At 67.6% G+C, this 18,447-nt stretch carries 25 protein-coding genes and 2 tRNA genes; 15 read left to right on the forward strand and 12 right to left on the reverse strand.

Annotation, left to right across the window (positions count from 1 at the left end):
* Nucleotides 1-128: 128 nt before the first annotated feature.
* Nucleotides 129-326: a DUF7472 family protein gene (locus NO878_RS08535; RefSeq protein WP_256405573.1), complete on the forward strand. Its 198-nt coding sequence runs from the start codon at nucleotides 129-131 to the stop codon at nucleotides 324-326.
* Nucleotides 327-340: 14 nt separating this feature from the next.
* On the opposite strand, the gene NO878_RS08540 is transcribed toward NO878_RS08535, so the two are convergent.
* Nucleotides 341-1,426 carry a DNA primase large subunit PriL gene (locus tag NO878_RS08540; protein WP_256405574.1) on the reverse strand — a complete coding sequence of 362 codons (1,086 nt, stop codon included), beginning with the start codon at nucleotides 1,424-1,426 and terminating at the stop codon, nucleotides 341-343.
* A 140-nt stretch (nucleotides 1,427-1,566) separates the two neighbouring features.
* On the opposite strand from NO878_RS08540, the gene NO878_RS08545 reads away from it, so the two are divergent.
* Together NO878_RS08545 and NO878_RS08550 are read left to right on the forward strand one after the other, a co-directional pair.
* A complete protein-coding gene (locus NO878_RS08545) occupies nucleotides 1,567-2,151 on the forward strand; it encodes a DUF7474 family protein (RefSeq protein WP_256405575.1) in 585 nt (194 codons plus the stop codon).
* A gap of 40 nt (nucleotides 2,152-2,191) precedes the next feature.
* On the forward strand, nucleotides 2,192-2,554 hold the full coding sequence (locus NO878_RS08550) for a DUF5518 domain-containing protein (RefSeq protein ID WP_256405576.1): 363 nt from the start codon (nucleotides 2,192-2,194) through the stop codon (nucleotides 2,552-2,554).
* Nucleotides 2,555-2,578: 24 nt separating this feature from the next.
* Here NO878_RS08550 and NO878_RS08555 read toward each other — a convergent pair whose 3' ends face one another.
* Nucleotides 2,579-3,391, reverse strand: coding sequence for a bacteriorhodopsin (locus NO878_RS08555; RefSeq protein WP_256405577.1), 813 nt, complete (start codon nucleotides 3,389-3,391; stop codon nucleotides 2,579-2,581).
* Between the two features lie 171 nt (nucleotides 3,392-3,562).
* Nucleotides 3,563-4,108: a hypothetical protein gene (locus tag NO878_RS08560; RefSeq protein ID WP_256405578.1), complete on the reverse strand. Its 546-nt coding sequence runs from the start codon at nucleotides 4,106-4,108 to the stop codon at nucleotides 3,563-3,565.
* 312 nt (nucleotides 4,109-4,420) lie between these two features.
* Here NO878_RS08560 and NO878_RS08565 point away from each other — a divergent pair, with 312 nt between their 5' ends.
* Nucleotides 4,421-4,618: a hypothetical protein gene (locus NO878_RS08565; protein WP_256405579.1), complete on the forward strand. Its 198-nt coding sequence runs from the start codon at nucleotides 4,421-4,423 to the stop codon at nucleotides 4,616-4,618.
* Nucleotides 4,608-4,904 (forward strand): type II toxin-antitoxin system RelE family toxin, encoded by a 297-nt coding sequence (locus NO878_RS08570; protein ID WP_256405580.1) that lies wholly within the window; start codon nucleotides 4,608-4,610, stop codon nucleotides 4,902-4,904. The genes NO878_RS08565 and NO878_RS08570 overlap by 11 nt, the downstream gene beginning before the upstream one ends.
* 237 nt (nucleotides 4,905-5,141) lie before the next feature.
* Here NO878_RS08570 and NO878_RS08575 read toward each other — a convergent pair.
* Nucleotides 5,142-5,241 (reverse strand) — tRNA-Arg (locus NO878_RS08575).
* A 111-nt stretch (nucleotides 5,242-5,352) separates the two neighbouring features.
* Here NO878_RS08575 and NO878_RS08580 point away from each other — a divergent pair.
* From NO878_RS08580 to NO878_RS08590, 3 genes are read left to right on the forward strand one after another with little or no spacing between them, the layout of a single operon-like run.
* Entirely contained in the window at nucleotides 5,353-5,904 is a 552-nt protein-coding gene (locus tag NO878_RS08580; RefSeq protein ID WP_256405581.1) for an AAA family ATPase, read from the forward strand.
* Nucleotides 5,901-6,317, forward strand: coding sequence for an RNA-binding domain-containing protein (locus NO878_RS08585; protein ID WP_256405582.1), 417 nt, complete (start codon nucleotides 5,901-5,903; stop codon nucleotides 6,315-6,317). The genes NO878_RS08580 and NO878_RS08585 overlap by 4 nt, the downstream gene beginning before the upstream one ends.
* A 43-nt stretch (nucleotides 6,318-6,360) precedes the next feature.
* Nucleotides 6,361-6,735 (forward strand): secondary thiamine-phosphate synthase enzyme YjbQ, encoded by a 375-nt coding sequence (locus tag NO878_RS08590; RefSeq protein ID WP_256405583.1) that lies wholly within the window; start codon nucleotides 6,361-6,363, stop codon nucleotides 6,733-6,735.
* On the opposite strand, the gene NO878_RS08595 is transcribed toward NO878_RS08590, so the two are convergent.
* From NO878_RS08595 to NO878_RS08610, 4 genes are read right to left on the reverse strand one after another with little or no spacing between them, the layout of a single operon-like run.
* Nucleotides 6,732-7,289: a magnesium transporter gene (locus tag NO878_RS08595; protein WP_256405584.1), complete on the reverse strand. Its 558-nt coding sequence runs from the start codon at nucleotides 7,287-7,289 to the stop codon at nucleotides 6,732-6,734. The genes NO878_RS08590 and NO878_RS08595 overlap by 4 nt on opposite strands.
* Nucleotides 7,290-7,871, reverse strand: coding sequence for a magnesium transporter (locus NO878_RS08600; protein ID WP_256405585.1), 582 nt, complete (start codon nucleotides 7,869-7,871; stop codon nucleotides 7,290-7,292).
* Nucleotides 7,872-7,910: 39 nt separating this feature from the next.
* Complete coding sequence (locus NO878_RS08605; RefSeq protein WP_256405586.1) at nucleotides 7,911-9,110, reverse strand: MFS transporter; 1,200 nt, start codon at nucleotides 9,108-9,110, stop codon at nucleotides 7,911-7,913.
* Between the two features lie 45 nt (nucleotides 9,111-9,155).
* Nucleotides 9,156-10,550, reverse strand: a complete 1,395-nt coding sequence (locus tag NO878_RS08610) for a signal recognition particle protein Srp54 (protein WP_256405587.1) — start codon at nucleotides 10,548-10,550, stop codon at nucleotides 9,156-9,158.
* A gap of 105 nt (nucleotides 10,551-10,655) precedes the next feature.
* Between NO878_RS08610 and NO878_RS08615 the strand changes: the two genes are divergently transcribed.
* Together NO878_RS08615 and NO878_RS08620 are read left to right on the forward strand one after the other, a co-directional pair.
* On the forward strand, nucleotides 10,656-11,648 hold the full coding sequence (locus NO878_RS08615) for a hypothetical protein (protein ID WP_256405588.1): 993 nt from the start codon (nucleotides 10,656-10,658) through the stop codon (nucleotides 11,646-11,648).
* A gap of 40 nt (nucleotides 11,649-11,688) precedes the next feature.
* On the forward strand, nucleotides 11,689-12,033 hold the full coding sequence (locus NO878_RS08620; protein WP_256405589.1) for a hypothetical protein: 345 nt from the start codon (nucleotides 11,689-11,691) through the stop codon (nucleotides 12,031-12,033).
* A gap of 45 nt (nucleotides 12,034-12,078) precedes the next feature.
* Here the strand turns inward: NO878_RS08620 and NO878_RS08625 are convergent.
* Nucleotides 12,079-12,152, reverse strand: a tRNA-Val gene (locus NO878_RS08625).
* Between the two features lie 87 nt (nucleotides 12,153-12,239).
* On the opposite strand from NO878_RS08625, the gene NO878_RS08630 reads away from it, so the two are divergent.
* Genes NO878_RS08630 through NO878_RS08645 form a run of 4 tightly spaced genes read left to right on the forward strand, consistent with a single transcriptional unit; the run spans nucleotide 12,240 to nucleotide 15,868 of the window.
* On the forward strand, nucleotides 12,240-12,779 hold the full coding sequence (locus NO878_RS08630) for a DUF192 domain-containing protein (protein WP_256405590.1): 540 nt from the start codon (nucleotides 12,240-12,242) through the stop codon (nucleotides 12,777-12,779).
* A 37-nt stretch (nucleotides 12,780-12,816) separates the two neighbouring features.
* Nucleotides 12,817-13,119 carry a DUF7538 family protein gene (locus tag NO878_RS08635; RefSeq protein ID WP_256405591.1) on the forward strand — a complete coding sequence of 101 codons (303 nt, stop codon included), beginning with the start codon at nucleotides 12,817-12,819 and terminating at the stop codon, nucleotides 13,117-13,119.
* A 55-nt stretch (nucleotides 13,120-13,174) separates the two neighbouring features.
* Complete coding sequence (locus NO878_RS08640; RefSeq protein WP_256405592.1) at nucleotides 13,175-15,100, forward strand: ABC transporter ATP-binding protein; 1,926 nt, start codon at nucleotides 13,175-13,177, stop codon at nucleotides 15,098-15,100.
* A 36-nt stretch (nucleotides 15,101-15,136) separates the two neighbouring features.
* Nucleotides 15,137-15,868, forward strand: coding sequence for a creatininase family protein (locus tag NO878_RS08645; protein WP_256405593.1), 732 nt, complete (start codon nucleotides 15,137-15,139; stop codon nucleotides 15,866-15,868).
* On the opposite strand, the gene NO878_RS08650 is transcribed toward NO878_RS08645, so the two are convergent.
* On the reverse strand, nucleotides 15,869-16,270 hold the full coding sequence (locus NO878_RS08650; RefSeq protein ID WP_256405594.1) for a DUF5790 family protein: 402 nt from the start codon (nucleotides 16,268-16,270) through the stop codon (nucleotides 15,869-15,871).
* Nucleotides 16,271-16,348: 78 nt separating this feature from the next.
* Nucleotides 16,349-16,684: a dihydroneopterin aldolase family protein gene (locus NO878_RS08655; RefSeq protein WP_256405595.1), complete on the reverse strand. Its 336-nt coding sequence runs from the start codon at nucleotides 16,682-16,684 to the stop codon at nucleotides 16,349-16,351.
* Nucleotides 16,685-16,771: 87 nt separating this feature from the next.
* On the opposite strand from NO878_RS08655, the gene azf reads away from it, so the two are divergent.
* The gene (azf, locus tag NO878_RS08660; protein ID WP_256405596.1) at nucleotides 16,772-17,560 is read left to right on the forward strand and encodes an NAD-dependent glucose-6-phosphate dehydrogenase Azf; all 789 of its coding nucleotides are present in this window, start codon (nucleotides 16,772-16,774) and stop codon (nucleotides 17,558-17,560) included.
* 219 nt (nucleotides 17,561-17,779) lie between these two features.
* On the opposite strand, the gene NO878_RS08665 is transcribed toward azf, so the two are convergent.
* On the reverse strand, nucleotides 17,780-18,397 hold the full coding sequence (locus NO878_RS08665; protein WP_256405597.1) for a DUF309 domain-containing protein: 618 nt from the start codon (nucleotides 18,395-18,397) through the stop codon (nucleotides 17,780-17,782).
* Between the last annotated feature and the right edge of the window lie 50 nt (nucleotides 18,398-18,447).

Genomic DNA, 18,447 nt, shown 5'->3' on the forward strand with positions numbered 1-18,447 from the left:
TCCCTACCGAAGGTAGGGACTGGAGGCACCTAACCCTTCGTCTCAGATGTTCTCGGCGCGGAATATCGAAATATCGCCGACGGCGCGAGCATCGAAGCTCTTTTGCCGGGGCCGATGGATGCCCGAATATGGAACTCGAAGAGGGGATGGTCCGGAAAATCGCCATCTCCGTCGGCGCAGTGGGCGTTTTCGTCGCGCTCGTCGTCGGCATCGGCGCGACCTACAACGACGGTGGCCTCGGATCGACCGGCGGTCTGGCCCTCATCGCCACCATCGCCGTGTTCATCCTCGCGATGGCCGGCGTCGGCCTCCTTCTTGCGGACTGACGACGCCGAGGGAGTCAGTCGTCGCTCGTGGATCGCTCGGCGGCGGCCACCGCCGCCGCGTAGTACCGGCGCGGATGGTCGATAGTCTCACAGCGCTCGTCGGGGTTCACGCAGTCCCCGAAGGTCTGCATCGTCGCACACGACGGGGCCGGATACTGGCTTCCACCCCCGCCGTCGTCGGCGAGGACGGTCGCCCGGTAGGAGAGGTTGCCGTCGTCGAGGCCGGGCCAGCGCTCGGCGATGGCGTCGGCGTCGAGGCCGAGCGAGACGAGGAAGGCTGTGACGGCAAACGCCGAGTGAGCGGGCAGGTCGCCGTCGGCCCGGTCGAGCAACGCCTGAATACAGGGTGGAAACCGTTCGGGGGTGACCGTCTCGACCGATGGCAGGCGTTCGCGCTCGGCAAGGCGGTCCCGGAGCGCGGTCACGTCGTCGTCGAGGGCGGCCGCGAGGGCGTCGCCGCCGGTACTCCCACGAACCTCGAAGGGCAGGCCCGACGCGACCCGGCGGCGGACGGCCTCCCGGAGCAGTCGGTGGAGTTCGTCTGTCGCCACGGGCACCGCGCCGTCGGCTAGGTCGCGGTTGACCAGCCGCCAGTCTGCCCCCCAGTCCGGATCGGCCAGGCGGAGATAGGCCGTCACGTCGACGCGGAACGCGTCGGGTGCGGAACCGCCGCGTTCGTCCGCGACCCGCCGGACGGCTCCGTCGAGATCGAACTCGTCGAGGAACGTCGACAGGTCGGCCCGCGGCGTCGAGACGCTCCGGAGTTCCGCGTCGTCGGCCGCGAAGTCCGTCCGGAGGCGCTCGAAGGCCGTCTCGGCTTCCGCGTCGGCGTACTTCTCGACGGCCGCGGGGACATCGACCAGCGAGACGAGGATGCGGGCGATGGGATACGAGAGGAGTTCGTCCCGGTCGCTCCAGCGTTCGGGTGTCTCGGGGGCGACGGTCCCCGACATGAGCGCGCGTTCGACCCGTTCGCGGGCGCGGTCGACGGCGGGGTCGCCCTCGGTGACCAGTCGGGGCGGGGAGATGTCGGCCGCCTGCACCGCCGCCCGTGCCGCGTCGAGGAAGGGATACCGGGCGTAGAGCGGGTCAGGACGCATCGGCGGACGCTTGTGTGGCGGGGTGGATAAGCGCGACGGTCGGGGGCGTGTCGGGCGGGGCTAAGCCTTGCCATCCGAACGGGCGGGCGGGACGCCGCCGGACCACACGACCTAAGTTCGCGCCCGCACTGGAAGCGGTCGTGCCGACGTTCGACTACCCCTGTCCCGACTGCCGGACGACCAACAGCCTCCACGACACGGACTGCCGGTTCGAGGGGACGCCGTGGGCGGCGATGGAGGCCGCCTACGTCGACGTGGTGGCGGTGCTCTCGGGGGGTGTGACCGACGCGGACGACCTCCCGGAACTGGTCGAGGAGTGGGGCCCGCTCCGGCAGGCGGCCGTCGAACGACTCCGCCGCGACGAACGCGTCGACGACGCCAACGACCGACTCCGCCTCCTGCCCGCCGAGGAGTACCGCGAGGCGGTGTCGGTTCCCACCCGTGATCCGATCAAGACGGTCTACGAGCGCGGGAGCGTCCCCGGCTGTCACGACAACGCTGTCTTCGCCATGATCGCGTGGTACGAGATGGTCGGCCTCTCGTGGCCCGAAACAAAGGAGCACGTCGTCGAGTGGCTCCGCGAGAGCGGGGCGTGGGACCGCGGCGGGTTCGAGGAAGCCTCGCCCGCGGCGCTGGTCGAACAGAAACGCCACGTCTACGAGTCGGGCTACGGGTGGAAAGAGAAGGCTACGGCGGCGAAACGCGTCATCGAGCGGAGCCTGTAGGGGCCGAAGAGACTTTTTCGGCGGCCGTTCACCCCCTGGTATGGTCTCCGATTCAACCCTCCACGCACTGCTCGGCGCCGTCGTGACCGTCGTCCTCTCTTTCGTCCCCTTCTCGCCCGTCCTCGGGGGCGGGGTGGCCGCCTACCTGAACGGGGCCGACGCCTCTCGGGGCCTCCGGGTCGGCGCGCTCTCCGGCGCCATCGCGACGGTCCCACTGGTGCTTTTCGGCCTGCTTCTCGTCTCCTTTCTGGGTCTCTTCGCTCTCGGCGTCGAGGGCGGTGTGGCCTTCGGGATCGGTAGCCTCCTCGTCATCATCGTGTTCGGGGTGATCGCCGCCGTCTACACCGTCGGCCTGAGCGCACTCGGCGGCTATCTTGGGTCGTACCTAGTCGACGAGGTGTAACAAGCGGTCGGGGGTGTGCCGCCGTCAGTCGTCAGCGAACGACCCGACGCCGGAGTTCGAGACGACCGATTCGTTGGCGGCGACCCACCGCAACAACAGGAACGAGAACACGTACTTCGCCAGGACGTCGAGCGCGGAGTACGCCCACGAGGTGAGTCCGACGGACTGTACGAGCGCGAAGCCCTCGACGCCGACGGCCCAGATGATGGGATACCCGAGCCACAACACGACCGTGAGCGCTCGAAGCGTCCCGAATATCTCACCCGTACCGGCCGCCGCCGCCGACTGCGGCCACTCGACCAACAGGGCGTACAGGACGACGGCGAAGAAGGCACAACTGATCACGTAGAACAGCCAGCGCGACAGGTACGACGAGGTGACGAGCGCCGCAGCCAGGCCGGTCAGACACATTCCCACGTCTGCCGCGATGACCGCGAAGATGCTTCCGGTGTCGGCGTCGGCGAGCAATCCCAGCGCGAGCAGGATCAACGGCGTCGACAGCGCCCACGTGAGATACCGACCCCACTGGCTCATCACTTCCTCTCCGGCTAGTGCGTGTCCCGCGGGCATCTCGATGAAGCCGACAGTCAACCCCGACAGCAGGCCGAGGTAGCTCGAAATCGAGACGAGCGGAATCATCAGCGTCGCGGCCCAGATGAGCCGCGGACGTCCCGGAGAGACGTTCCGCCCCATGTATACGAACAACAGCGCAGCGAGTCCCGCAAGGGCGATGTTGACCCAGAGCGAGGAACTGAGCAACACGTCGTTTTGTATCTGTGAGACCGCTTCTCCCTGTGTCTGGAGTAGCACGCCGAGTGAGTCGGTTGGGTTGGGCATCGTGATCCGCGTGCCATACGTTCTGTACGTATAAATACCTGAAGACGGTTCGACAATATTCTCCGGATTGGTTACTCGATCTGTCGCCGACCGGCTGGATCACGGGGTGAGCGAGACGCGACGGTGGCCGCGAACGACCGAACGAGGCGAGTGATACGTGTGACCGTGTGGCTACGCGCCGCTTGCCGGCTGTCCGCCGCGACCAAGTAGCCAGCCGAGCGCGAACAGCGGAAGCGCCGGCAATCCACCAAAGACGAGGACGCCCAACACCGGGCCCATGGGAAACGGACTAGTTTGTAGGACGGCTGTGACACCGGTCGCAACCACGGCCAAGAAGACGGTGAAGGCGGCCCACGTCGGCCGCCGCCTGCGCAGGCAGACACCGAGCGGGTATCCCGAGAGCGCAACGGCGAGTGCGCCCACCGGAACCAGCGAGCGGCCGCGCCTCGTGCCGGCGAAGATTGCAATCGTCCCAGCCAGCCAGAGAACGACGGCAAACCGGAGCGCCACCGGCGGCCCCGGACGCCCCGCCAGGTGGACGGACGCCGCGGCCGCGAGCAAAACGAGTCCAGCGCCGACGAGGACGACCCCGGGAAGCGCCACGAGAAACGTGGGAAGCGAGAGCAGGAGTGCGCCAGCAACGGTCAACAGGAGGCCCGTACCGCCGAGTCGTCGAACCGTCGTGGTCCGGTCGTCCGTCTCGGACTCCGTATCCATGGTCGCCCCTGGAAAGGGTCGGAACATTAACCTTAGCGTGCCGGTGCTTCGACCGATGGACGGCATCGTCCTCGACGAGGCCGGGCGTAGTCGAGGATGGAATTCCGGCTAGATAGCCCCGGCCGACGACGCCACCCCTATCCGGTAGCCGGGACGACTGACTGCCGTTCGCGAACGAGTGAAACGAGTGAGCGGGCACGATGGGGTCCGACTCTCCGGCGATATGCAACCCCGATAGTAGCGAATTCGGTTCGCCCACCCAAACATTTTGCCTGTAAGCGTTGTAAGGACTGAACAGAGAGGTCAGCACAGATGTCCAACGCCAGCAAACGAATTCCGGTCACAGAGGAGCGATGGAAGGAACTGAACGAGCTCAAGGGGGCAGGCGAGACGTATGACGACCTGCTCGGAGAACTGATCCGGGAACACCAGCGCCGGCAACTCGCAGAACGAGCGAAGGAAGTCCGCGAAGCAGACGCTGACGAACTGACCTCGCTTGATGAGTTATGAAGTCCTCCTCGCGGAGGAAGCCCGTGAGTATGTCGCCGCGCTAGACCAGAAGAGCACACGCATCGTAACGGACAATCTCCGGAAATTAGCGGACGATCCGTATCCGAGGCCGGATTCAGGATCCGGTGACAAAGAAAAGCTGGTGGTCGAGGGCGAGGAGCTCTATCGTCTGCATATCGGGCGAACTCACACCGCATTCTACGACGTACTCGAAGCGAACGAGGAAGTCCGCGTGATCGAGATCGTGGACATCGACGAGGCGCACAAGCGCTATGGATTCGATTGAACGGGTCCGTGGCTACGTCGGTCAGCTTCTCGAAATCAACGGATTTCGGTTGGAAATAAGCGATCCGAGTCCATTCGCTCTCGTGTTCGAAACCTCGAAATAAACTCTCTCTGCAGCCAGATGCCGACTTTTTGGTACTGCCACGAGCACGATGGGATTTGAACCACGGTCGCGGCGAAGCCGCTCCCTGAATTCAACTCTCAGTCGCCACTACTGCTCACTGTCGTTCGCAGATAGCGGGCACGATGGGATTTGAACCCACGACCGTCGGATGGCTTCCCCCGCGGGCCGTCGGGGTTAGAAGTCCGACGCTCTATCCGGACTGAGCTACGTGCCCTCATCGGCGAGAAGGCGGGGAGAGTCAAAAAGCGGTTCGGCTCGGTCCGCAAGGCGAGACGGCGGACCGACACGACAGGGTATAAGGCCACGAGGCGGGTACGGACGGTCAATGAAGGTACTCGGCACCGTGGGGCTTCCCGGGAGCGGTAAGGGGGAGGCCGCCACGGTCGCGCGCGAGGCGGGCGTGCCGGTCGTGACGATGGGCGACGTGATCCGGGAGGCGTGCCGCGACCGGGGGCTCGATCCGGACGAACACCACGGAGCGGTGGCGACAGCGCTCCGCGAGGAGGGGGGTGCGGCGGCCATCGCCGAGCGGTCGCTGCCGCGGATCGAGGCGGCACTGGCGGAGTCGGGGACGGTACTCGTCGACGGGTTGCGGTCGCCCGCGGAGGTCGACCGCTTCGAGGCGGCGTTCGGCGACGCGTTCGTCCTCGTGAGCGTCGAAGCACCGTTCGAGACCCGGGCGTCGCGACTGGCCGACCGCGGCCGCGACGGCTCCGACGTTGACCGGGACGCCCTCCGTGAGCGCGAACAGCGGGAACTCGGGTTTGGCATGGACGAGGTCATGAACCAAGCGGACGTGACCGTCGAGAACACGGGGTCGCTGACGGCGTTTCACGACCGGATTCGCGACCTGCTGGCCGCGGAGGCCGAGCGATGATCCACCGGATCGACGTGCGAGTGATCGCACCTGTCCGCGACACGGAGGTGACCGACCGGGTCGCCGACGCGGTCCACAACCTCTTTCCGAACGCCGAACTCGTGACGGAACCGGGACGGCTGGTAGCCGACGCACACTCGATGGAGCAGTTCTCCGAGCGCCTATACGAGCAGGAAATTCTCGACAGCGCCCGCAAGGCGTTCTTCCGGCGGGCCGACGACGACGGCTTCGCGTTCGCGCTCAAAAAGCAGGCGGCGTTCGAGGGCGTCATCAACTTCGCCGTCGGCAACCCGGACGAACTCGGTGACATCGAGGTACAGGTGACAGTCCACGACCCCGACGTGGAGGCGTTCATCGACCACGTCGCGCCGCCGACCGAGGAGGGGCGGCCGGTCGATCCCGACGACGGGTGAGAGCGGGGACGGCTTTTTTGAATGCGTCGGCCGAGGGACGCGCATGGAGTTCACCGTCTCGACCGACGAGCGTCTCGACGTGGTGGACGTGACCGACCGGGTGGCCGCGGCGGTCCCGGACGACGCCACGGGCACCGTCACCGTCTTCGTCGAGCACACCACCGCGGGCGTCGTGATCAACGAGGCCGAATCGAACCTGCTCGACGACGTGGAGACGTTCCTGTCGGAACTGGTGCCGGACGGGGGGTGGGAACACGACCGGTTGGACGACAACGCGGACTCGCACCTGCGGGCCTTACTGTTGGGTCCGGGCGAGACGGTTCCGGTCGTCGACGGTGCCCCCGCGCTCGGCCGGTGGCAGTCGATTCTCTTCGTCGAGTGTGACGGCCCCCGCGATCGGACGGTGCGAGTCGTCTAAACGAACAGCAGGACCGCGAGGTAGAGCAATACGACTCCGAGGACGTCACAGACGTTGGTGACGACGGGGATCACCACGTCGTCGGGGTCGAGTTCGAAGCGGTAGGCGGCGTAGGTGGCGACGACGGTGACGGCGACGGCGAGGACAGCAAGCGAGAGGCCGCTGGCGAGCGAGACGGCGAGCACAGTCGAGAGCGGGAGGGCGGTGGAACCGGTGAGCGCGGTCAGCCCCCACGCGCCGAGACCGACGAGCGGGAAGATAGAGGCCGCGAGCGCGACGGTGGCGATGGCGTTGCCGGCAAGCGTCTCGTCGTCGGCGGCAAAGGAGAGCGTCCCGAGGTGGAAGGCCGTCGAGAGCCGAGCCGCGAGGATGCTCCCGAGGTTGCCGGCGGTGCCGATAGTGACGGGGACGAGGACGAGGAGGGAGGGGTAACGCAGGAGCGTCGCCTCGAAGCGCCCGAGGACGAGTCCACTCCCGAGTTCGACGAGCGTCAGGACGAGAAGGACGGGGAGCATCGCACGGGTGATAGCGCGGACGGACCACGTCGTCGACATTCAGGCGACCCCCAACAGGAGCGCGACGGTTCGGACGGCGATCAGGAGAAAGAGGACGCCGAAGACGTCGCCGGTGGTCGTCACGAGGGGGCCGACGAGCGTGTCGGGGTTGTGACCGCGGCGGTAGCCGGCGAAGACGACGGCGACGACGACGGCGGTGAGTGTGACCCCCGAGAGGAGGCCGGCGACGAGGGCGATGCCGGCGAGTCGACCGAGACCGGTGACGGGCATACCGAGCGTCGAGAGGATGACGAACGCCGCACCGGCCGCGAAAAGCGAGGTGGCGACCCCGTTGGCGAGCGCCGCGGCCGCGGCGGCGCGGAGTCGAGGGTCACCGGCCCCGACCCGTGGTTCGATCAGCCCCTGGTGGAGGCCGGTCGCCAGGCGAGCCCCGAAGGAGCCATAGACGTTGCCGCGGGTGGCGAGCAGAGCGGGCACGAGGACGAGCAACCCCTCGACGGCCCGGAGGTCCGCGCGCATCCCGCCGAGGACGAGTCCGGCCACGAGGCCACCGACGAGGCTGGCGCCGAGCGCCGGGAGTGCCTCGCGGTAGGCCTCGACGGCCACCTCGCGGACGCGCATCGTCGAAGGCAACGCGGGCCGGGCTGAAAAGTCGGGCGACTATCGGGCGAGCGCGAGGCCGAGCACGATGGCCATCGCGAGACCGAACGCCACGGCCAGCACGCCGAAGGCGACGTCGAACGTCGAAACGTCGGAGAGATAGCCGACGACCGCAGGCGAGACGGCGCTCATTCCCAGCATCGACGTGCGGACGATGCCGAGCGTGCCGCCGACGACGTCTTCCGGGATGATCGTCATGAGGTGGGCGTCGCGGCCGGGGCGAACCCCGTGGATGCCGACCCCGAGCGCGAGCGTCGCCGTCCCGACAGCGAGGAGTCCGGTGTCGGCGACGAGCAACGCGACCAGCGCCGTGATCGCAAGGGCGAGGAGGGCGGCGATCACACGCAGGCGACCGAGACGGTCGGCGACGTCGCCGGTGATCGGCTGGACTCCCGAGACGAGAAAGAACCCGCTGTACAGCAGGCCGGCGGCACCGGCGTCGACCCCGGCCCGACTCTGCAAAAACAGCGGGAGGAAGGCGGTGATACCGCTGACCGCGAACGCGATACAGACGGCGGCGACGGCAAACGCCGTCAGAGCGGGGGCGGTGAAGGCGTCGAGATACGTCCAGAATCCGGTATCAGCGCCGGTTTCGGGGGTCGCACCCCCGTCCGGAAGGCGGCCGGGAACGCGGAGGGCAAAGGCGCCCGCGAGGGCGAGTCCTCCGAGGGCAGCCCCCAGAAAGAGCGACTGCCAGGGCATCGCGGCGGCGAGGACGGTGACCACGAGAATGGGAGCGAGCGCCCCGCCGAACTCGCCGACGGTGTCCATCACGCCGAGTGCCCGCCCGGTTCGGTCGCGGTACACCGCCGAGAGGAGCGTGATGGCGACGGTCTTGTGAGCGCCGGTGCCGAGGCCGATGCCGACGACGGCGACTGTCAGTAAGGCGTATCGCGTCGAGACAAACAGCGAGAGGGACGCACCCGACGCCACGAGCGCGCCCGCAACGATGACGCGGACGGTCCCGATCCGGTCGGCCAGCGCGCCGGAAGGAAACTGCATTACGGCGTAGCCGGCCATCAGCGCCGAAAAGAGCGTGCCGAGTTCGGTGTTGGAGACGCCGTAGAGCGCCCGAAACGTCCCGAACAGGGGCGGGAAGGCGTATCGGAGGAACTTGGCCAGAAACCACAGCAGCGCGGTCAGCGCGAGGACATCGAGCGTCCGGAGGCGTTTCAGCCACGGGTGACTGGCGGTCGGCACGGGGCGTGATTACGAACGCTCTCGCGGAAAAATCCCGGGCGTCCGTCAGCCGAACGGTCCCATGCCGCCCATGCCACCCATCCCGCCGCCACCGTCGCCCTGTTGGAGCTTCTTCATCATCCGCTGCATATCGCCATCGCCCATCCCCTGGAACTGCTTGATGGTGCGTTCCATCATCCGGTGTTGTTCGAGGAGTTCGCGGATCGACTCCTCGTCGACGCCGGCGCCGCGGGCGATGCGTTCGACCCGCTCTTGCCCGATGGAGCGGGGATTTTCGAGTTCCTCGTCGGTCATCGAATCCATCGCCACGTCGAAGGTCCGCATCCGGTCTTGGGTCACGTCCATGGCGTCGTCGGGAAGTTGGTCCATCAGCCCGCCACCCATGCCGGGGATCATGTCCATCACCTGATCCAGCGGTCCCATGTTGTTCATCGCCTCCATCTGTTTTTGCATGTCCTTGAGGGTGAAGGAACCCTCCATGATATCCTGGGGATCCCAGTCGTCGTCCTCCTCGCCCGTCTCGGCCATCGCCCGCTCGACGCGCTCGGAGAGCTGTTTGAGGTCGCCCATCCCCAGCAGCCGCGAGATGAAGCCATCGGGCTCGAAGCGCTCGATATCCTGGACCGTCTCGCCGGTGCCGAGGAAGGCGATGGAGGAGTCGGTCTCGTTGACGGCGGTAAGGGCGCCGCCGCCTTTCGCCGTCCCGTCGAGTTTCGTGATGACGACGCCGTCGATGCCGATGGAGTCGTCGAACTGGCTGGCCTGCTCTTTGGCACCCTGACCGATGGCGGCGTCGAGGACGAGCAGCGACCGGTCGGGATCGACGACCGAGTCGATCTCCTCGATCTCCGCGATCAGGTCGTCTTCGAGGGCGTGTCGACCCGCGGTGTCGACGATGTGGACGTCTGCGTCGGCGGTCGCCTCCAGCCCCTCGCGAGCGATTTCGACGGGGTCGTCCGAGTCTGGGTCGCCGTAAAACTCCACCTCGGCGCGGTCGGCCATCTGTTCGGCCTGATCGTAGGCGCCGGGGCGGAACGTGTCGGTCTGGATGACCGCCGGACGGAGTCCCTTCTTCGAGAACCACCACGCCATCTTCGCGGCGGAGGTGGTCTTGCCCGACCCCTGGAGGCCGGCGAGCAGGATGGTCTGTGGCTCCAGCGGCAGCTCCGTCGACTCACCGATCAGATCGACCAGTTCCTCGTAGACGATCTTCAGGACGTGATCCCGGGCGCTCGTGCCGCCGGGGGGTTCCTCCTCCAGGGCACGCGTCTCTATCGAGTCCGAGAGGTCCATCACGAGACTCACGTCGACGTCGGCCTGGAGTAGGGAGCGTTGAATCTCCTTGACGACCTCCTCCACGTCGTCTTCGTCGAGCCGGGATTTCCCCTGGAGCGTCGAGAGGGTGCCGCGGAGGGAACTCCCGAGATCATCGAGTACCATTTGCCCGCTGCTACGCGCCGGCGCCGGTAAAGCCTTTGTTCACGGCGAACGGCGGGGCCAGCCCGCGGGAACGAGTATAAGTCACCCGGGACCCAACGCCGGGCGATGGATCGACGCGCGTACCTTCGCGGGGCACTGGCGGCGCTGACGGCCGCGACGAGCGGTCTCGCCGGCTGCTCCGATACCGAGTCCGCGGCGTCGACGCCGACGGGGACGGAGACACGGACGGGGACGGCAACACCGACGACGACAGCCCCACCGACCGAGTCGCCGACTGCCACGCCGACGCCGACCGTGGGCGACCGGTCGCTCGACCCTTACCGGTCGTGGCTGGTGGCGCCGACGCCCGTCACCCCCCACACATACGAGTTTACGCATCTCTCGCTGTCGGCGGTGCGGGCAGACGCCAGCGAGGCGTTCGCGACGTCGCTGGATCGGTACTGGCGACAGCGCACGGAGTCGTACTTCGGCGCGGCGGTGCCGGTCGACTCGCTCGAGGCGGTCCTGACGGTGAACCACTCCCGGATCGCCAACGAGTCCTATCGGATCGCGGGCGGGGCGTTCGACACCGACACGCTCCGGGCGGCCCTCCAGGATGCCGGCTTCACTGCCGACGGCTACGTCGATGACGTGGCGCGGTTCACCCGGGTGCAGGAGGGACGGACCCGAGTCGTCGGCCTCCACCCCGACGTGTTCGTCAGCATCGGCGCCGAGGAGTCGGCGACGGCGCCGTTGGCGACGGCCCTCGAACAGCACCGCTCCGCGACGGTTCGCGCCGACGAAGACGAGGGTCTCGCCGCCCTCATCGACCGCTTCGGAACGGCCGATTTCGTCACGGGACGGGAACTCGAACCGGTCGACGCGGACTACCCACTGAGCGACGCCGTCGCCACCGGTCGTCGCCTCGACGTCCGTGACGCGACGTCGTGGGTCGAGCGCACCTACGTCCTCCCGACGGCGACGACGGTCGACCAGGCGGCCGTCGAGGAGGAGATTCGCAACCGCCACGTCGGCCAGCCAATCGAGGAGTTTCGGCGCGAGGGCCGCTTTGTCACCGTCGCCGGCGAGGTGGAAAACTCTCTGATCCGCCTACTGTGATGCCGGAAGAGCCTTGCCCTCCCACCGGATACTCCGGAGTATGTACACCAGACGGTCGACAGTCGCGGGCCTCGGCGTCGCACTCCTGACGGGCACCGCGGGCTGTGGCGCCCTCTCCTCGCCCGAGCCGGTCGTCGTCGAAACGGAGTTCGAGGGGGGTATCGACGCCCTGTTCGGCGAGAGCGACGTCCACGTCGTCGTCCGGAACGACGGCGCGGCCGGCGACGTCGAGGTGACACTCGAACTGCTCGACAGCGAAGGGACCGTCCTCGTCGACGAGCGCCAGGTCGCCTCGTTCGAGGCCGACGAACAGAAGCGGGTGACGTTCACCGTCGACGTCCCCGAGGAAACCGACGACGTCAGGGCGGAAGCGAGTCCGGCATAGCGGACGTGAATGCGGCGCGAGGACGCCGCTTCGTCGGGCGTCGAGTGGGCTCGGGCGGATTCGAACCACCGATCTCGGCCTTGTAAAGGCCGCGTCATAACCAACTAGACTACGAGCCCTCGTCGCGAACACCGTCCCCCGGCCGAATAACGGTTTCTGTCTCCGCTCGCGAAACACTTAGGCTCGCAGGGGCGCGTCTGGAACACATGCGTCGCCGCGTGCAACTCGTCTTGGTCGCCGTCCTCGTCGTCCTCGCAGGGTGTTCCGGAGGCCCGGGACCGGAGCCGACGGCCACCGAGACCGCAGCAGCGACCGACACCGCCACGCCCGCCGATACCGCCACGGTATCGACGCCGGGGAGCGGCTACGAGACGACAGCGGTCGACCTCGTCGACGAGAACGGGACGCGTTTGGCGACGGTCGACGCGTGGGTGGCCGACTCGTTCGTGAAACGCTACACCGGGTTGAGCGATACCAGCGCCCTCGAACCCGGCCAGGGGATGCTGTTCGTCCACGACGAGGAGGGCAGGCACGCGTACGTCATGCGTGACATGGCCTTCCCGCTGGATATGGTGTTCGTGGCTGCGGACGGGACGATCACGACCATCCACCACGCGCCGGTGGAGTCGGACGGCGATCTGACGGAGTATTCGGGGCGTGCGAAGTACGTCCTCGAGGTGCCGATGGGGTATACAAACCGGACGGGCGTCGAGGAAGGCGACCAGGTTCGAATCGAGGACGCGTGACCGAAAGGCACAGGCCCGCAGTTCCCAAAGCGGGGCCATGAGCGGGAGTGAACCCGGCCGCGACGACGAAACGCCCGAGACTGTCGCGGCGCTCGACGACCGCGAGGGGTGGCGCGCCGAGGGGTTCGCGGCCCGTGTCCACTACCGCGGCGAGGGCGAGCGATACGCCGTCGAGTATTACGCGCCGAGCGACTGTGTCCTCTACTGGAAGGTAAAGGGGGACGGGGAGACGGCGGTGCCGGTGGGACGCAAGACGGTGCCCGACCCGCTCCGGGAGCGGGTGCGTGTCGACCTGTCGGCTGCGGGCGTCGACCCCGGGGTCGAGGAACGGTCGCTGTAGGGTGGGACGGCACCGACGGGTCAGCCTTTTGATCTCTCGTCCCCGAGTAGGGGCGATGGACGTCCCCGCGGACGACGATCCCTTCGAGGAGCAACGGGAGCGGACGGCGAACCCGATGCGACGGCTGTTCGCCGCGTACGGCGAGGAGCGGCGCGGCGTGTTCGCGGTTGGCGTCGTCGCCAGCATCCTGGCGCGGGTGCTCGACCTGTTGCCGCCGCTGTTGCTCGGCATCGCTGTCGACGCCATCTTCCTCGACGAGGGACCGTTCGACCTGCCGTTGGTGCCGGGGCGGTGGTTGCCGACCGACCCCGAGCGGCAGTTCTGGCTGATCGTCGGCATCGTCCTCGTCTCGTATCTGGGCGGGGCCGCCCTCCACTGGGTGCGAAACTGGGGGTGGAACCGATTTGCTCAATACGTCCAGCACGCCATCCGGACGGACACGTACGACGCGATGCAGCGGCTGAACATGACCTTCTTCGCCGACAAGCAGACCGGCGAGATGATGTCGGTACTCTCGAACGACGTCAACCGACTCGAGCGCTTTCTCAACGACGGCCTGAACGCCGCGTTCCGACTGGGCGTGATGGTGATCGGCATCGCCGCCATCTTGCTGTGGATGAACCCACAGCTCGCTGTGGTCGCGCTCCTGCCCGTCCCCCTGATCGCCGTCTTCACCTACCGGTTCGTCGAGACCATTCAGCCGAAGTACGCCGAGGTACGCTCGACGGTCGGACAGGTCAACTCGCGACTGGAGAACAACCTTGGGGGCATCCAAGTTATCAAGACGAGTAGCACCGAGGGCTACGAGGCCGACCGAGTCGAGGAGGTGTCGGGTGATTACTTCGACGCCAACTGGGACGCAATCGAGACGCGGATCAAGTTCTTCCCCGGACTCAGGGTGCTCGCGGGAATCGGCTTCGCGCTCACCTTCACCATCGGTGGGCTCTGGGTGTTTCGTGGCGAGGGACCGTGGCTCTTCACCGGGACGCTCCGCCCCGGCGAGTTCGTCGCGTTCATCCTCTACACCCAGCGGTTCATCTGGCCCATGGCGCAGTTCGGGCAGATCATCAACATGTACCAGCGGGCGTACGCCTCCGCCGCCCGCATTTTCGGGCTGATGGACGAGGACGCCGGCATCGACGAGGCGACGGACGCCGCGGAACTGGCCGTCACCGACGGCCGGGTCGAGTACGACGACGTGACCTTCGGTTACGAGGAAGCGCCAATCCTCGACGGCGTCTCCTTCGAGGCGGGTGGGGGCGAGACGGTGGCGCTCGTCGGCCCGACCGGCGCCGGGAAGTCGACGGCGCTGAAACTCCTCTTGCGGATGTATGACGTCGACGAGGGGGCAGTCAGGGTCGACGGCACGGACGTCCGGGAGGTGACGCTAGCCAGTCTCCGTGGTGCCATCGGCTACGTCAGCCAGGAGACGTTCCTCTTCTACGGCACCGTCCGCGAGAACATCACCTACGGCACCTTCGGCGCGGACGACGAGGAAGTCGAGGCGGCCGCTGCGGCCGCCGAGGCCCACGAGTTCGTCACGAACCTGCCGGACGGCTACGACACGATGGTCGGAGAGCGAGGCGTGAAGCTCTCGGGCGGCCAGCGTCAGCGCCTCGCCATCGCCCGGGCGATGCTGAAGGACCCGGAGATTCTGATCCTCGACGAGGCCACCAGCGACGTCGACACCGAGACGGAGATGCTGATCCAGCGGTCGCTGGACCGACTGACCGCCGACCGCACCACGTTCGTCATCGCCCACCGCCTCTCGACGGTGAAAGACGCCGACGGAATCGTCGTTCTCGACGACGGCGAGGTGGTCGAGCGAGGCACCCACGAGGAGTTGCTGGCGGCCGACGGTCTCTACGCTAGCCTCTGGGGCGTGCAGGCCGGGGAAATCGACGCACTCCCGGCGGAGTTCGTCGAACGGGCGACCGAACGCGGCGCCCGCGCCGACGTGGACGCCGACCTGGACGACTGACCGGCCGTTGAAGTCCCTCGCCGACGAGAGACGGATATGCACCTCAGCGATGCCACGTGGACGGACGTACGCGACGCCGACACCGACCTCGCGCTGGTGCCGGTCGGCAGCACCGAACAGCACGGTCCCCACGCCCCCCTCGGAACCGACGCCTACCACGCCGAGACGGTTGCCGAGGCTGGCGCCGACGAGTACGACGGCGACGTCGTCGTCGCCCCGGCGGTGCCGGTCGGGGTTGCGGAGGAACACCGACAGTTCGACGGGACGCTGTGGGTGTCACCCGACACCTTCCGGGACTACGTGCGGGACGTGGTTGGGAGCCTCGCCCACCACGGCTTCGACCGGGTGGTCGTCGTCAACGGTCACGGTGGGAACATCCCCGCGCTCGGCGAGGTGACGGCGACGATCAGCCGTCACGACGACGCCTACGCCGTCCCCTTCACCTGGTTCGAGGCCGTCGGCGACCACGGGAGCGAGATGGGTCACGGCGGGCCACTGGAAACGGCACTGTTGCGCGCGACCCATCCCGAACTGGTGCGGGAACAGCGGGTCGCGGCGGCCCGCGAGGAGGGCAGCGAGTCGTGGGGCGACTGGGTGCCGGGGACGGGGACGAACCTCGCTCACGACTCGGACGAGTTCACCGATAGCGGCGTCGTCGGCGATCCGGCGGCCGGCGATGCAGCGCTGGGTGAGGAACTGCTGGCGACGGCGGCCGACTCGCTCGCGCGACTCCTGACCGCGGTGGCCGAACGGGATCGACCGGCGTGATCAATCGTCGGCGGCGTTGAGTTCCTGTAGGGACCCTCGGAGTTCCGGCACCGCGTTCGTGAGGTCGCTCACGTCGTCGTGGGTCGTCCGAATCGTCTCGATCAGGCCCTCCAGGTCTTCGATGGCCGCTGCGAGGTCGGCGGCGTCGTCGAAGGCGTCGGCGCGTTCGCCCATCGTGTACCACTTTTTCGCCTGCCGGAGATGGTCCTCGGCTTCGCCGACGTCGAGCGCCGACCGGAGACCGTTGAGGACGCCGAGGACGTTGTCGGCCTCGGTCTCCCAGACTTCGTCGGCCTCGGGGAGTTCGGCGCGCGCCGCCGCGAGATGTTCCTCGACGTCGTCGCGCATCTCCGCCGCGGCCTCGCCGAAGAGTTCGTCGTCGCTGAACGTCGTCTGGCTCATGGGTGACGGTTCGCCGGCATGCGAGTTAAACGCACGCCCGAAAGTGAAAGTGAAACCGGACTGTCGGTCGCGTGTGCGCTACTCGACGGCGACCGGGCGCATCAGCGGGTAGCCGTCCGTCATGGTCATCTCGGTGCGGACGACGACACCCTCGTACTCGATGCGCATCTCCACCTCCATGAACCGCCCCGTGAGTTCGACGTAGCCGTGATCGTCGGCGGCCGCGGCGAGGGCGTCCGCGTCGATATCGACGGCGACCGACTCACAGAACGGCTGATTCTCGATGGCCTCGACCATCGCGCGTTCGAGGCTCGCGGCGCTGTCGGGCGAGACGGGCGTGCCCGCGAACTGGTGGTAGAGCGATCCGAACTTGATGCCCGCCTCGAAGCAGGCGTGTTGAGCGTCGGTGACCACGGTCGGTCGTCGGGCGGGCGGGGGTAAGGCTTGTCGCCCGCGCTGAATCGGTCCTTACTTGGTCTCGGTCGTCCCATTGACGTTCGAATGGACGACCCGGTGTTACTGACTGGCGCGGGGGGCCGCGTCGGGCAAGCCATCCTGCGCGGGATCGGCGAGGATCACGAGTGGCGGCTGCTCGACCGGGAACCGCTGTCGGCGGACCGCCTCCCGCCGGGCGTGACCGACGACGACGTGATCGTCGCGGACGTGACCGACACGGCGGCGATGGTCGAGGCCATGGACGGTGTCGGTGCCGTGATTCACCTCGCCGGCGATCCTCGGCCCGAGGCACCGTGGAACTCAGTGCTCGAGAACAACATCGACGGCGCGCAGACGGCCTTCGAGGCGGCGGTCGACGCCGGCGTGGAGAAGGTGGCGTTCGCCTCATCGAACCACGCCGTCTCGGCGTACGAAACCGACGCGCGTACCCCCGAGATGTACCGCACCGACGACGACTACGGTCTCGATGGGACGGAACTCCCACGCCCCGGCAACCTCTACGGCGTGAGCAAGGCGGCCGGCGAGACGCTCGGGCGCTACTACCACGACACCGAGGACCTCTCGGTAGTCTGTGTCCGGATCGGCAACCTCACCGAGAGCCACCCGCCGCGCAACTACGAGCGCGGCCAGGCGATGTGGCTCTCTCACCGCGACTGTGCGCACCTCTTCGACCGCTGTATCCGAGCCGACTACGAGTACGAAATCGTCTACGGAATCTCCGACAACGAGCGGAAGTACTACTCCATCGAGCGCGCCCGCGAGGCACTGGGCTACGACCCCGAGGACGATTCGGCGGCGTACACGCTCGAAGGCGAGCCGCGGGACAAGGCCTGACAGCGGATCGCCGAGGCCCTCTGTGGTCGTGAGAGGAGATCGAGAACCGACCGCATCCGTGACTCCTGTTTGGACACTGTCTTTCGGCGTGTCGAAAGGTACTCGGCGCTCAGGCCGGAAAGATGCGTATGGATCGCCAACAGATTATGGCTCTCGTGCTCGTCTTCCTGATGGTGTTCTCGTCGCTGGCGTACGCCGTCTCGTTACTCTGAGTCGGGATCAGTCGAACAGGCCGGCCACGTCGTCGTACTCCCGGTCCCGCCGGTCGACGTGCCGGCCCAGTCGACGGGCGACGAGTGCTCGCTGTGGTTCCTCGGCGGTGACGAACTCGAAGAGCATGCCGGTGAACAGCGTCCGCTCGCCGTCGGCCACCTCCTCACGAGCGTACGCGACGGCGCTGTCGACCGCCGTCTCGTCGTATCCGTATTCGGCCGACAGCGCCGGTGCGGCGGCGGCGATAGCCTCGAAATCGAGATCGCCCAGGCCCAGGACCCGGCCCTCGTGCCGGAGCGGCGGGGGGCGACGCCGGTCGATCACCTCGGGGTCGGCCGACAGCGTCGCTAGGGCGCGCCGCGCGGCGTCGACGTCGACGCCGTGGTACGACGGGTCGAGTCCGGCGAGGTAGTCGTGGGCGCTGGCCGCGAGGCCGGTCGCCCCGCTCCAGTTGCGGGTCGTGGCGTGATGAATCGCCCCGACGAACTGGATCAGGCCGTGGAGCAGTCGCTCGTCGTCGGTCCCCGTCTCCAGATCGAGCCACACCGTCTCCCAGGGGTCGTGTGCGGCGTGGTGTTCGCCGGCGTTGTGGAGGGCGATGCCTGCCCGGAGCGCCGCGTCCATGCGTCGCCGTTGACGATGGACGGGGAAAAGTCACGCCGTCGTAAGTCACA

This window comes from Haloplanus ruber, from assembly GCF_024494725.1.
In the GTDB taxonomy this organism is placed as follows: domain Archaea; phylum Halobacteriota; class Halobacteria; order Halobacteriales; family Haloferacaceae; genus Haloplanus; species Haloplanus ruber.

Coding starts and splice junctions, on each gene's coding strand:
- NO878_RS08535 (WP_256405573.1), top strand. CDS start 129: ATGGAACTCGAAGAGGGGATGGTCCGGAAAATCGCCATCTCCGTCGGC.
- NO878_RS08540 (WP_256405574.1), bottom strand. CDS start 1,426: ATGCGTCCTGACCCGCTCTACGCCCGGTATCCCTTCCTCGACGCGGCA.
- NO878_RS08550 (WP_256405576.1), top strand. CDS start 2,192: ATGGTCTCCGATTCAACCCTCCACGCACTGCTCGGCGCCGTCGTGACC.
- NO878_RS08555 (WP_256405577.1), bottom strand. CDS start 3,391: ATGCCCAACCCAACCGACTCACTCGGCGTGCTACTCCAGACACAGGGA.
- NO878_RS08560 (WP_256405578.1), bottom strand. CDS start 4,108: ATGGATACGGAGTCCGAGACGGACGACCGGACCACGACGGTTCGACGA.
- NO878_RS08565 (WP_256405579.1), top strand. CDS start 4,421: ATGTCCAACGCCAGCAAACGAATTCCGGTCACAGAGGAGCGATGGAAG.
- NO878_RS08570 (WP_256405580.1), top strand. CDS start 4,608: ATGAGTTATGAAGTCCTCCTCGCGGAGGAAGCCCGTGAGTATGTCGCC.
- NO878_RS08580 (WP_256405581.1), top strand. CDS start 5,353: ATGAAGGTACTCGGCACCGTGGGGCTTCCCGGGAGCGGTAAGGGGGAG.
- NO878_RS08585 (WP_256405582.1), top strand. CDS start 5,901: ATGATCCACCGGATCGACGTGCGAGTGATCGCACCTGTCCGCGACACG.
- NO878_RS08590 (WP_256405583.1), top strand. CDS start 6,361: ATGGAGTTCACCGTCTCGACCGACGAGCGTCTCGACGTGGTGGACGTG.
- NO878_RS08595 (WP_256405584.1), bottom strand. CDS start 7,289: ATGTCGACGACGTGGTCCGTCCGCGCTATCACCCGTGCGATGCTCCCC.
- NO878_RS08600 (WP_256405585.1), bottom strand. CDS start 7,871: ATGCGCGTCCGCGAGGTGGCCGTCGAGGCCTACCGCGAGGCACTCCCG.
- NO878_RS08610 (WP_256405587.1), bottom strand. CDS start 10,550: ATGGTACTCGATGATCTCGGGAGTTCCCTCCGCGGCACCCTCTCGACG.
- NO878_RS08615 (WP_256405588.1), top strand. CDS start 10,656: ATGGATCGACGCGCGTACCTTCGCGGGGCACTGGCGGCGCTGACGGCC.
- NO878_RS08620 (WP_256405589.1), top strand. CDS start 11,689: ATGTACACCAGACGGTCGACAGTCGCGGGCCTCGGCGTCGCACTCCTG.
- NO878_RS08630 (WP_256405590.1), top strand. CDS start 12,240: ATGCGTCGCCGCGTGCAACTCGTCTTGGTCGCCGTCCTCGTCGTCCTC.
- NO878_RS08635 (WP_256405591.1), top strand. CDS start 12,817: ATGAGCGGGAGTGAACCCGGCCGCGACGACGAAACGCCCGAGACTGTC.
- NO878_RS08640 (WP_256405592.1), top strand. CDS start 13,175: ATGGACGTCCCCGCGGACGACGATCCCTTCGAGGAGCAACGGGAGCGG.
- NO878_RS08645 (WP_256405593.1), top strand. CDS start 15,137: ATGCACCTCAGCGATGCCACGTGGACGGACGTACGCGACGCCGACACC.
- NO878_RS08650 (WP_256405594.1), bottom strand. CDS start 16,270: ATGAGCCAGACGACGTTCAGCGACGACGAACTCTTCGGCGAGGCCGCG.
- azf (WP_256405596.1), top strand. CDS start 16,772: ATGGACGACCCGGTGTTACTGACTGGCGCGGGGGGCCGCGTCGGGCAA.
- NO878_RS08665 (WP_256405597.1), bottom strand. CDS start 18,397: ATGGACGCGGCGCTCCGGGCAGGCATCGCCCTCCACAACGCCGGCGAA.